Genomic DNA, 13,299 nt, shown 5'->3' with positions numbered 1-13,299 from the left:
GACAGATATGATCATAGGGGTTCCTAAAGAGATAAAAAACAATGAAAACCGTGTCGCACTAACACCTGGAGGCGTTTCCCAGCTTATTTCAAACGGCCACCGGGTGCTGGTTGAAACAGGCGCGGGCCTTGGAAGCGGATTTGAAAATGAAGCCTATGAATCAGCAGGAGCGGAAATCATTGCCGAGCCGAAACAGGTGTGGGACGCCGAAATGGTCATGAAGGTAAAAGAACCGCTGCCGGAAGAATATGTCTACTTCCGCAAAGGACTTGTACTGTTTACGTACCTTCATTTAGCCGCCGAGCCTAAGCTTGCGCAAGCCTTGAAAGATAAAGGCGTTACGGCGATCGCATATGAAACAGTTAGTGACGGCCGGACATTGCCGCTTCTGACGCCAATGTCAGAGGTCGCAGGCAGAATGGCAGCGCAAATCGGAGCTCAATTCTTAGAGAAACCTAAGGGCGGAAAAGGCATTTTGCTTGCAGGAGTGCCAGGCGTTTCCCGCGGAAAAGTAACGATTATCGGAGGAGGCGCTGTCGGCACAAACGCGGCGAAAATGGCTGTCGGCCTTGGTGCAGACGTGACCATCATCGACTTAAACGCAGACCGCCTGCGCCAGCTTGATGACATTTTCGGCCATCAGATGAAAACGTTAATGTCTAACCCGGTCAATATTGCAGATGCTGTGGCAGAAGCGGATCTTCTCATTTGCGCGGTCTTAATTCCGGGGGCTAAAGCTCCGACTCTTGTCACCGAGGAAATGGTAAAACAAATGAAACCTGGTTCAGTGATTGTCGATGTTGCGATCGACCAAGGCGGCATCGTCGAAACTGTCGACCATATTACCACGCATGATCAGCCGACATATGAAAAACACGGCGTTGTCCACTACGCTGTGGCGAACATGCCGGGCGCTGTCCCTCGCACATCAACAATCGCGCTGACGAACGTTACTGTTCCATACGCGCTGCAAATCGCGAACAAAGGAGCAGCAAAAGCGCTCGCAGACAATGCGGCACTGAGAGCTGGTTTAAACACAGCAAACGGACACGTGACCTACGAGGCTGTGGCAAAGGATTTAGGATACGAGTATGTGCCTGCCGAGAAAGCTTTACAGGATGAGTCATCTGTAGCGGGTGCTTAATTCACATTAAGCTTGCAGAAAGATTTTCTGCAGGCTTTTTTTATTTTTAAAAGGAAAAGAGGAACCATTTCACGAACTAAAACGATGAACTTGATCATAAAGGAGGATTCATATGGCTGTTCAACAATATGGCGTTTTAAAAGGCATTGTCTTAGACATGAAGCGGGAAACAGATGATGACAGTCCCCATTTCCAAGTCAAAGTGCTCGGTGAAGAGAATACGTATTACAGGTGCGCCATCAATGTGATGTCCAGCTCTGAGGAATCTGAAGTATTGTATATGGCTGACGATCAGTTTGATTCAAGCTCGATCACCATCCTTCCGAACATGCCGTATGGATATACAAAGATCAATGAGGCAAACCGTGAAGTGGCGCTCGATTATGTGCGGGGCAATTTGTTTGATCCGCGGGGAATGAAACCTTTGCCTCATGAAATCACAGGGCCTGATAATGATTTAAATGATTTTATTGAAACGTATATGAAAAAAGCGCAAGAAGAGAAAGCGCCGGTTTATATATTCGGTTCAAAATTTGGGCCGGAGCAGGCTGCGGATAAAATATTCGGCTTTACTCCGACCAACGGCATGCACAATATCCATATGAATCAAGGGAATGCAATGGATAGCCGCTGGAAAAAAGACAACGGCGCTTGGCATGACGGAGGCATTCTGATACAATTTGCCGATCAATGGGCCGCTGTGTTTTTAGCATTTTTATCCCAATCTTGGTGTACGGATGAAAACGGAAACCCGGTCAAAGATTGTGATCATACCGAAACGTCTGCGTAAGATAGAAAAAGAGACTGCAGCGGCAGTCTCTTTCAGATTGCAGACAAAGTCCTAAAACGGTTTTTGTTTTAGGATTTTGTCATCTTTTCAGCGTGATTGAAAACCCTTGAAGTCTAGAAGCAAAAGAGACTGCGGCAAGCAGTCTCTTTTTTATACTATTACACATTTCCAACAGGCTTTAAGCTGTTTGGCCTCATATCACTCCAATGCGATTGGATATAGTCCAGACAAGCTTCACGCCCTTTTTGCTCATGAACGACTGTCCAGCCGCTCGGCACATCTATAAATCCGGGCCATAGGGAATATTGGCCCTCTTCATTGATCAGCACCAAATATGTGCCATCCGGATTTTCAAAAGGATTTGCCATCTCTTTCTTCCCCCCTTATTTATTCATCTCTTCCAGTTTGACAGCGAGCACCTTGCCGATTTGAGCGAGCGGTGCCGGCTGACAAAGATCTTTATGGCGGCAGTCGATGTCGATTTGTTCAATGTGTCCGTTAATATAAGGCTTCCACGAATCCGGTTCAATCGGATCAAACCATTCAGGTATGATTGTTGATCTGAAAAACAAGACATTTCCACGGAAGGTTTTCGGCTTATATGAGCCTAAAATGCCGACAGAATTGACATACGTATTCTTCAGATTTAAAATGACCGATTCATCCAGACTCGCAAGCGCGCTGCCGTCACGGCGAAGAATCTCAATCGCCGTTTCAAAATCAAGCGGTTTGTCCCCTAAGCTGTCTGGATCGTACCCGCCTAACGCCAGAAGAGCAATAAGCGCTTCCTCATCATCCGGCGCCTCTTTTATGGGAAGGAAGTGGTTCGGATAGGCGTCCAGCATCACTAGTAGAGATACTTCTTCTCCATGATTTTGCAGCTGGGTGGCCATAGCTTGAACAACATTCCCGCCAAGGGACCAGCCCAGCAGATGATACGGGCCTTTCGGCTGGACCGTTCGGATTTGTTCAATATAATCGGCAGCCATGTCATCAAGCGATTTCGGAAGCTCCTCCCGCTCCCCGATTCCGCGTGCTTGCAAGCCGTAGATCGGATAATCTGTTCCTAAATTGGTCATCAAACCAGCATAGCACCAGCTGAGTCCGCCTGCCGGATGTACACAGAATAAAGGAAGCTTGTCTCCGCTTGTTCGGAGCGGCAGCAGAACATCGAGTGCGCTTTGGCTTGTGCCCATCTCAAGTCTTTCAGCAAGCCCGGCCACAGTCGGTGCTTCAAATAGGTTGCCGATGCTGAGTTCAACACCGAGCGCTTCACGAATGCGGCTCATCAGCTGAACAGCAAGCAAGGAATGTCCGCCTAAATCGAAGAAACGGTCATCAATACCGACACGCGGCAAGTGAAGCACTTCCATAAACAGGTCACAGAGGATTTCTTCCTGCGGTGTTCTCGGTCCGCGTCCTGTCACCGCCGCTGCGAAATCCGGAGCGGGCAGCGCTTTACGGTCAAGCTTTCCGTTCGGTGTCAGCGGCAATTCTTTCATCGTCACAAAGGCGGAAGGCACCATGTAATCCGGCAGTCTATCAGCAGCATATTTGCGCAGTTCCGCTGTATCAAACGTTTCTTTCGAAGGGATAACATAAGCTGCCAAACGTTTATCTCCCGGCTGATCCTCACGAACGATCACTGCCGCATCTTCAAGCTGTGAATGCTGAACTAGCGCGGCTTCAATTTCTCCAAGTTCAATCCGGAAACCTCGAATTTTCACTTGGTGATCGGCACGGCCGACATAGTCGAGAGAACCGTCAGCGCGGAGGCGGGCCACATCCCCAGTGCGATACATCCGAGTGCCCGGAGGACCGAATGGATCAGCTATGAAGCGTTCCGCTGTTAAACCAGCCCGTCCCAGATAGCCTCGTGCTAATCCCGCTCCTGATACATACAGCTCTCCGGCAACACCCGGCGGAACCGGCTGCAAGCGCTCGTCCAGCACATATACACCAAGATCGGGAATCCCGCAGCCGATCAAACTGTTTGCCCGTAAAGCTGCAATGCTTCGGTCTAATTCGATATAGCTCACATGCACAGTCGTTTCAGTAATCCCATACATATTGATCAGCTTCGGTCTATTTTCAGGGTGGCGATTATACCAATCCTCTAAACGGCTGAGTTCCAGCGCTTCTCCGCCAAAAATGACATAGCGCAGACTGAGCGCCTGTCCGAAATCCGCCTGCTCCCGTTCCGCCTGCATCAATTGATAGAAAGCAGATGGTGTCTGATTCAGAACGGTCACACCTTCTTTGACAAGCAGGCGCAGAAACGCTTCCGGCGATCTGCTGACATGATGGGGCACGATCACAAGACGTCCGCCGTGCAGCAAAGGACCCCAAATCTCCCACACCGAAAAGTCAAACGCATAGGAATGGAACATGGTCCAGATATCGTCCGAGCTGAAATGGAACCAGTGGTCGGTCGCTGCAAATAAACGCGTTACGTTTTGATGAGGAATCATCACACCTTTTGGAACTCCCGTTGAACCGGATGTATAAATGACATACGCCGTATTCAAAGGAGAAAGCGGCTGAATCCGATCCGTATTATTCGGATTCTCAGCAGAGTATGTGTTTAGTTTCTCTTCCAGTCCCGGATCATCCAACACGATTTTCGGCACGTTTTCCGCTGACGGAATATGCTCCGCAACTTTTGTGTTCGTCATAATAAACGCGGGCTGTGCATCTTTCAGCATAAAAGCGATTCGGTCAGCCGGATAGTCCGGATCGAGAGGCAGATAAGCCGCTCCGGCTTTCAGCACCGCTAATAGCCCGACAGCCATCTCCAGTGATCGGGGCAGTGCTAATGCCACAAATTGCTCCGGCCCGACGCCTTCGCTGATCAGCATTCGGGCAAGCCGATTTGCTCGTTCATTCAGCTCTGCATAGCTTAGCGCCTGATCTTCATAAACAACAGCAATGGCATCTGGACTTAAAGCTGCCTGTTTCTCAAACTGCTCCGGCAAACTTGCGTGCGGAATCTTTTCAGAAACACTTCTCCAATCTGTCACCATGCTGCTGTGCTCCTCCGGTGCAAGAATGTCCAGATTTCCGATTTGCTGGTCCGGATCAGACTCGGCAGCCTCCAGCAGGCGCATCAGACGGTCAGCAAGAGCCTGAGCGGTTTCCCGCTTGAAAAGATCAGTGCTGTACTCGAGCAGTCCCTCCAATCCGTTTGGTGTCCCGTCAGCAAGCCGGTTTTCACTGATTTCCAGCGTCACATCAAACTTGGCAGAACCGACACTGTGGATCCGCAGGCTGCTTTCCATGTCAGGAAGATGCAGTTCAGCGTCTGGTGTGTTTTGGAACGCAAGCATGATTTGGAATAAAGGATGCGTCGCCCGCGAACGAGCCGGATTGAGCACCTCTACAAGTCTCTCAAACGGCAGGTCCTGATTTTCATAAGCTGCCAGATTCACTTCCCGCACTCTGTCAAGAAGCTGACGGAAGCTGGGGTCACCGGACGTATCGGTTCTGAGCACCAATGTATTGATAAACAGCCCCACAAGATCGCCCAGCGCATCATCATTCCGCCCCGCGATCGGACTGCCGATCGGGATATCAGTGCCCGCCCCGAGCCTTGTCAATAAAGCGGCCAGGCCGGATTGAAGCACCATAAACAGGCTCACCCTATTTGTACGAGCCAGCTCCTGCAATCGCTTGTGAAGCTCAGGCTCAATGCGAAAATGAATCGTATCCCCATCATGACTCGGCTCAGCCGGACGTGAATAATCGGTTGGCAGTTCAAGCTGATCAGGCAAATTCTTCAGGGTTTCTTTCCAGAAATCAAGCTGTCCGGCAATCAAACTATTTGGATCATCCCCGCTTCCAAGCAGTTCTTGCTGCCAAAGCGCATAGTCTGCATACTGCACAGCAAGGGGCGCCCATTCGGGATCTCTTCCGTGACAGCGAGCCGCATAAGCCGCCCCAAGATCGCGGGTCAGCGGCGTTAAGGACCAGCCGTCCCCGACAATATGATGTACGAGGAGAAGCAGCACGTACTCGTCAGGACCGATGACAAAAAGCTCTGCACGAAAAGCAGGTTCAGCTGCAAGATCAAAACTGTAGCGCACAGCTTCGGCAAGCCGCTCAGAAAGCTCCTTCTCAGCAATTTCAGTAACATGTAAATCAGGCCGTGCTTGATCAGCCTCCAAAATATGCTGATAGGATGTCCCTTGTGTTTCAGGGAAAATCGTCCGAAGGCTTTCATGGCGGCAGACGAGATCACATAGTGCCGCTTTCAGCACTTCTTGGTCCAGCTCACCCGACAGACGGACAGCAACCGGAATATTATAAGTAGGGTTCGGTCCTTCCAGACAATGGAGGAACCATAGCCGTCGCTGAGCAAAAGAAAGCGGGATATTATCAGGCCGCTCGGCTCTCTGCAATGCGGGCCGTGCACTCTGCGCCTGATCGAGATGTACAGCAAGTCCGGCGACTGTCGGTTCGTCAAAGAGCTTTGCGATACCGAGTTCGGCCCCCATTACCTCGCGAATACGGCTCATCAAACGGGCCGCAAGAAGAGAGTGACCGCCCATCTCAAAGAAATTGTCATCAATGCCGACACGGGCCAAACCAAGAACCTCGGCAAACAAGTCACACAATATCTCTTCCTGAGGGGTCCGCGGTCCCCGATCGCTGACAGATGTGCTAAAATCAGGCGCTGGCAGTGCTTTTCGATCGAGCTTGCCATTCGGTGTTAATGGCAGTTCGTCCATCTCCACAAACGCCGCCGGCACCATATAATCAGGAAGACTGGCACCCACATAACGGCGAAGCTCGGCAATGTCAATAGCAGAAGCAGCGACTATATATGCGACTAACCGTTTGTCTCCCGGCTGATCTTCCCGAACGACAACAGCGGCCTGTTCGATGTCCGGATGCTTGGCAAGCACGGCATCAATTTCTCCAAGTTCAATTCGGAATCCGCGAATTTTGATTTGATGATCAGCCCGTCCGATATAATCCAAAGACCCATCAGCTCGCCAGCGGGCCTGATCTCCGGTTCGATACATCCGAGTCCCCGGCGGTCCGTATGGATCTGCGACAAAACGTTCGGCCGTTAAATCAGGCCGGCGGAAGTAACCTCTAGCCAAGCCGTCTCCTGCAATATAAAGCTCTCCGACAACGCCCGGCGGCACCGGCTGCAAGCCGTTATCCAGCACATACACCTGCGTATTCCAAATCGGTTTGCCAATCGGCGGAACGCCCTTCACCCCTTTTTCAAGAAAAGCTGCGGCAGACCAAATTGTTGTTTCAGTAGGGCCGTATAAGTTCGTGACTGGACACTGAAGCTCTTGAAGCGCCTGCAAAAGACCGCTCGGCAGCGCTTCGCCTCCGACAAGCACTCTGAGCCCCCAAAGTTTCTCTGGTTCATTCGTCACTAAAGCATGCCATAGTGTCGGTGTCGCCTGCATGATATTGATATCAAAATATTCAATCATCTGAGCTAATGCCTGCGGCTCACGGATCGTTTCTTTCTTCGCGATCACGATTTGCGCCCCGCTGATAAGCGGAAGAAATAACTCCAATGCCGAAATATCAAAAGCGACAGTTGTCACAGCCAACAGTCTGTCTTCTTCTCCCAGAGAAAAAGCCTCCTGCATGGACAGCAGAAAATTGCTTAAGCTTTTCAGCGTAACAACGACACCCTTCGGCCTTCCTGTTGATCCTGAGGTATAGATGATATACGCAGGATGGGCAAGAGGAACCGATATATTCGGATTGTCAGGCGAATAGCGTTTAACGGCCTCCTGTGTAACAGCCTGATCAAGCACAAGCTGCGGTACTGCCATGTCATCAGGGAGACGGGCTGCTATTTCCTCAGTCGTTATGATGCATGAAGGTTTCGCATCCTCGAGCATGTAAGAAATTCGGTCGGCTGGAAACTCCGGATCAAGCGGAAGATACGCCGCACCAGTCTTTAGTACAGCTAGCATCGAAGCTACCATCTCCGGAGAACGCGGCAGCGCCAAAGCGACAAATTGCTCCGGACCAAGACCTTTTTCAATTAAAAGGTGCGCAAGGCGGTTTGCCTCCTCATTCAGCTCTTGATAGTTTACTTGAACGTCATCACATAGGAGAGCGATACGCTTTGGCGTAAGGATTGCCTGCTTCTCAAACATGTCCTGGAGGCTGAGCAGCTTCTCGGATTTTCCTGTCTCATTCCATTCACGAATGACTTGTTCTTTCTCCTCTGGTAATAGAAGCTCCATTTGCCCAATCAGCATATCCTCCCCGGCTGAAGCCGTTTGCAGCAGCTGCAGGATACGCTGCTGATGAAGTTGAATATCAAACTCGCTGTACACCTCTGGATTCGCATCAACATCAATCCGCAACCCGCTGCCGTCCGTTCTGTCATAGACATTGATTGATAGATCATCAACAGGACCGGCTGAAAGGTTATGCGTTGTTCCTCGGGCCCCGGCAAAGTCAAGACCGTAATCAAATGGCATGAGATTGATTTGCGGGCCAAATAATCTATGGTTTTCTCCTATCAATTTCAGATCGCGCCGAAGCTCTTCATGGCGATACTTATGATGTCGCCGGATACTGCGGATTTCCCGGGAAATTTGCTGAATAAGCTCTGAAAAGCTCATCGAAGAGCTGACAGACAGCCGGAGTGGGAGAAGATTCATCACCATAGCCGGCACATTCAGCGATGCGGACCCTATCCGTCCCATCATGGGCAGACCGAGCACAATATCCTCAGAGCCGGTCATACGGTGTACATAAACAGCCGACACTGCAACCACGACTTCATGCCAGCTTCCTGAGAAATAGCGCGCCGCTTCTTTTAACGCGTTTACATCAGATAGAGGCAAATACGCCGTATGACGAAGAAAGCTGTTAGATGTTCTTGGGGCCCGATCAGCCAAACTCACAACTTCAGGGCCATCAGCAAAACGATCCAGCCAGAATTGACGATCCTTCTCATACTGCTCTGATCCGCGATAATCTGCATCCTCCTCCAATATGGCCTGGAGAGCCCCAAAGGAACGGCCATCAGTTGATTGTCCTTTCATAAGTGCGGCATACGTACTTGCCACGCGCTGGGCAATCAGGGAAAAGCCGAAGCCGTCGATCGCAATATGGTGAATGCGCTGATACCAAAAGAAACGATCAGGCCCGGCTATAAACAGAGCTTCATTGAACAAAGGGTCATATCCTAAATCGATCGGCTTTGCCAAATCTGTCTTCATCCAGTTTAATGCTGTTTTTTCCGGATCAGGCTCAGAGCTGACGTCAATGATGTGCAGCTGTACATCCGGAGACGGGTTTATCTTTTGCCAAGGCCCATCCATCTTTTCACCGAAGCGGACATGCAGCGATTCCGCTTCCTTTATCACGTGCCGCAAAGCTTCTTCAAAAAGAGCAATATTGATTGGTCCATTGATTTCTATATATTCCGCTGTATTGTAGATTGGATTGTCCGGATCAAGCTGCTGAGCAAACCATATGCCGGTTTGCGCTCCGGTCAAAGAATATTGAAGGTCTTTTGTATCAGGCATCCGTTTGTTTACCCTCCCTTTATAAATAATCCGCGTTTGGCAGCACTTGCTGGCTGCGGGTTGTGAGCAATTTTTGCCATTCTTCGATCGTCGGGCGTTCAGCCAGTTCCACGAATGTCACCTCGGCTCCTTCGCGGCGCCATTGTTCTACTAATGTCATGATCCTTACCGAATCAAGCCCACGGTCGAGCAAATCCTCTTGATCTGCAATATCTTCAGGTGTTTCTTGAAGAAGCTCAGCGATTTGTTTACGGATATTCTCACATGTAAACACTGCTTTGCCAGTCGTCACTGACGTTTTCTGAGCAGGTTCAGGCGCATTCTTCAGCTGATCGAGAAGACTGTCGGTCATCACGGTAAACGCGCAGCGCCCAGCCGCATAGTCCAGCGCCATTTGATGTTTTTCTAATGAAAAATCAGCAACTGCATCTCCCACAAAAAATGCTTCGATATCCTCCATAAATGCTTCACATGCTGTAACGAGACAGCCAATATGGGCGTAAATCCCGGAAATGATCAGCTGATCGCGCCCCTCTTTTCGCATAATCTCAAGCAGATTCGTTCTCTTAAACGCGCTGTATCTCCATTTTGTCAGCACGATATCAGCATCATCCGGTGACAGCTCGTTTACAATTTTCTCCTCATAAGGGCCGCTGTTTAATCCCGGACCCCAAAAGTCTGTCAGCAGCGCCCGATCAGCCGGATTTTGGCTTCCCGGCTGCGCGGTATAGACAACAGGAATCCCCAGCTGGGCACATTGGTCCTTCAGCTTGCGTATATTCGCTGAAAGCTCTGTTACCGGAGACGCTCCCGCTGTGAAAGCATCGACAAAATAGTTTTGCATATCGTGTATTAACAAAACTGCACGATTTGGATCAGGCACCCATGAAACTTTGTTTTGTGGCATATCAGACGCTGTCGGCATTTGATACGGCTGAATGGCAGGTATAGCCATTTGAACACTTCCTCTCAACTTGTTGTTTGTTTTATTTTTTTGATCCTGCAAGAAGCTTCTCGGCAATGGCTTCACGAAGCGCTTTTTTGCTGACTTTTCCTACCCCTGTCTGCGGGAAGGATTCGACAAATTCAATACGGTCGGGGATTTTGTATGCAGCCAATCCGCGCTCTCTCAAAAAGGCTTTAAGCTCTGCGGCTTTCAGCCCTTCATCCCGGGGAATAATGAACACACAAGATCTTTCGCCAAGAAATTGGTCAGGCATTGAGACCATTGCGGCATCATGGACAGCCGGATGTGCCAGAAGATGATTTTCAACTTCTTCAGCCGCCACTTTTTCTCCCCCGCGGTTAATTTGATCCTTCGCTCTGCCTTCAACGACAATATAGCCGTCTGCTGTCAGCCTGACGATATCACCCGTGCGGTAAAAACCGTCCTCAGTAAAAGAAGCGGCATTATGCTCTTCTGCCTTATAGTAACCCCGAATCGTATACGGCCCCCGCGTCAGCAGATGCCCTGTTTCACCAGGTTTCACGTCACGATCCTGATCATCCCAAACACGAACTTCGTCATATGGGGACATCGGTTTTCCCTGGGTGGTGACAATGACTTCCTCAGGGTCATCCAATCTCGTATAATTGACGAGACCCTCTGCCATTCCGAACACCTGCTGAAGCGTGCAGCCGAAAACAGCTTTAACCTTGCGCGCAGCTTCAGCACTGAACTTGGCGCCGCCGACCTGCAGCACTTGAAGGCTGGATAAATCGTCATCGCGTGAAGATGCGGCATCCATCCATACCATTGCAAGGGGCGGAACAAGAGCGGTAATCGTGACTTGTTCCCGTTCAATCAAAGGAAACGCGTCATCAGGACTTGGAGAAGGAGATAATACCACTCTTCCTCCGGCATACAACACGCCGAGAACCCCGGGAGAGCTCAGCGGGTAATTGTGCGCCATCGGCAATGCTGCCAAGTACACCGTACTGTGATCGAGCCAGCAGACCTCTGCACTCCGCCGCAGACTGTATATGTAGTCATCGTGAGTCCGCGGGATCAGTTTTGATAAGCCGGTGCTTCCTCCAGAAAGCTGAAGGAACGCCACATCCGAAGAGCTGACTTCAGGCCGTTTCACAGGTTCTGTATGCAAACCCTTCAGCGGCAAAAATTCCTCTGCTTCACCTGCGACAATGACGTGTTTCAAAGACGGCAGCTTGCTTTGAACCTGTCTGGCAAGTGAACGGTAGTCAAAACCGGAATAAGAGTCTGGAATGATGTAAGCAGCCGCTTCAGCAAACTCGCAAAAATATGTAATTTCACTGCTTCGATGAGAAGGCAGTGCAAAGACTGGGAGCGCCCCCAAACGGAAGAGCGCGAAAATGACCTCAAAAAACTCTGCGATATTCGGGAGCTGCACTACGACACGATCCATCTGTTGAATGCCGAGCTTTTGAAATCCGGCAGCCAGACGATCAACCCTTGTGTCAAGCTCTTGATAGCTCCAATGGGTGTTTCCGCATGTAATGGCAATGCGATCACCATGTTTGGCAGCCCTGTCCCTTAACAGATCTCCAAACGTCTCGCCGGCCCAGCAGCCATTCTTCCGATATGTCTCAGCTACCCCATCAGGCCAAGGAGTAAATCCATTCAGCATGTTGTATCCCTCCAGCAATTCATTCTGATCATATATGATTCACGCCCATTGCCCGCAGCATTGTCTGAAACTTCGCGGATGTCTCCTGAAGCTCGTCCTCTGGTTTTGATCCGGCAACAACACCTGCTCCTGCATACAGGCGAAGTGAGCGTTCTTCTGCCTCTGCGCAACGAATCGTAACGATCCATTCTCCGTCACCCGCGTCATCACACCAGCCGACCATGCCGGTAAAGAAACCGCGGTCAAACGGTTCAATGCTGAGAATCGCTTCTCTTGCTAGATCAGTCGGTGTTCCGCAGACGGCCGGCGTCGGGTGGAGCGCCGCTGCCAATTCCAGTGCGGTCACCGACGGATCAGACAGCTCTCCCTTAATCACGCTGGACAAATGCCACATCGTCTCCGTTTTGATCAGTGAAGGTTTCTCCGGAACATCCAGCGTCCGGCAGAAAGGCCGGAGCGCTGCCGCAACCGCGTCAGCCACAACCGCATGCTCATGGAGATCCTTAGCGGAAGAAAGCAATTCGGCAGCCCGGCGCTGGTCTTCAGCCGGATCATCACTGCGAGGCCTTGAGCCGGCTAATGGATTGGAAACGACCTGAGTTCCCCTTCTTGAAACGAGAAGCTCCGGACTTGCACCGAGCAAAGTTCGGCTCGACGACGTTTCCGCTTGTCTGGACACGTCTGCGGCAAACGTGTAGCCATGCGTATTATGCTGCGCCAGATGTCTAAGCAGTTCATCCGTCTGAATCGGTTCAGACGATGTCAAATGCAGCGATCTGGACAGGACAATCTTGCTGAGTGTCCCATCGGCAATGCGCGCCAGTCCTTGTTCGACACCATTTTTATACCCTTCCGGTGCAGGAACAGGCTCTATGTGGTATGTATGCTCAGGCTGCTGCTCCTTCTCCGCATAATCAAATTGAAGCGGTCCAGACCAGCGCACTTCTTCAGGAACAACAAGCCGAGCTGCTTTTACATGATCAAAAGGAACGGCTCCGACAACAAGCGGACGGCTTTGCCCCGACTGCTTTGCTTGACGCAGCGTCTCTGCAATACGGCCGGAAAGGGTTTCTATTTGGTTGTGCCCTTCTGCCTCCGGTACGATTTCACTAATGCCTTTCGCTAACAGCACGCGATGGGGAGAAGCTAAGAAAAAAGAACCCGGCTGATACTCATGAAGCAAATGCTCCGCTTTTGTTCCTGGTACAACGTTTTGTTCCAACATTCTCATGAACCTCC

At 50.5% G+C, this 13,299-nt stretch carries 7 protein-coding genes; 2 read left to right on the top strand and 5 right to left on the bottom strand.

Annotated elements, in window-relative coordinates; genetic code table 11:
• Positions 1-7 precede the first annotated feature (7 nt).
• Complete coding sequence (ald, locus tag JMN17_RS11735; protein ID WP_202328132.1) at positions 8-1,144, top strand: alanine dehydrogenase; 1,137 nt, start codon at positions 8-10, stop codon at positions 1,142-1,144.
• 112 nt (positions 1,145-1,256) lie between these two features.
• Positions 1,257-1,934 carry a YukJ family protein gene (locus JMN17_RS11730; RefSeq protein WP_202328131.1) on the top strand — a complete coding sequence of 226 codons (678 nt, stop codon included), beginning with the start codon at positions 1,257-1,259 and terminating at the stop codon, positions 1,932-1,934.
• 158 nt (positions 1,935-2,092) lie between these two features.
• Here JMN17_RS11730 and JMN17_RS11725 read toward each other — a convergent pair whose 3' ends face one another.
• The 5 genes from JMN17_RS11725 to dhbC are packed head-to-tail and all read right to left on the bottom strand — an operon-like array spanning position 2,093 to position 13,285.
• On the bottom strand, positions 2,093-2,302 hold the full coding sequence (locus JMN17_RS11725) for an MbtH family protein (RefSeq protein WP_202328130.1): 210 nt from the start codon (positions 2,300-2,302) through the stop codon (positions 2,093-2,095).
• A gap of 15 nt (positions 2,303-2,317) precedes the next feature.
• A complete protein-coding gene (locus JMN17_RS11720; RefSeq protein WP_202328129.1) occupies positions 2,318-9,454 on the bottom strand; it encodes an amino acid adenylation domain-containing protein in 7,137 nt (2,378 codons plus the stop codon).
• 19 nt (positions 9,455-9,473) lie between these two features.
• Positions 9,474-10,409: an isochorismatase gene (locus JMN17_RS11715; RefSeq protein WP_202328128.1), complete on the bottom strand. Its 936-nt coding sequence runs from the start codon at positions 10,407-10,409 to the stop codon at positions 9,474-9,476.
• A gap of 31 nt (positions 10,410-10,440) precedes the next feature.
• Positions 10,441-12,060: a (2,3-dihydroxybenzoyl)adenylate synthase gene (locus JMN17_RS11710; protein WP_202328127.1), complete on the bottom strand. Its 1,620-nt coding sequence runs from the start codon at positions 12,058-12,060 to the stop codon at positions 10,441-10,443.
• A 28-nt stretch (positions 12,061-12,088) separates the two neighbouring features.
• Positions 12,089-13,285 (bottom strand): isochorismate synthase DhbC, encoded by a 1,197-nt coding sequence (dhbC, locus tag JMN17_RS11705; protein WP_202328126.1) that lies wholly within the window; start codon positions 13,283-13,285, stop codon positions 12,089-12,091.
• Positions 13,286-13,299: the final 14 nt, after the last annotated feature.

Origin of the sequence: Bacillus sp. RHFS10 (assembly GCF_016757475.1) — a bacterium.
GTDB classification, from domain to species: Bacteria; Bacillota; Bacilli; order Bacillales; family Bacillaceae; genus Bacillus; species Bacillus subtilis_G.
This window is presented reverse-complemented; position numbering and strand designations above follow the sequence as displayed.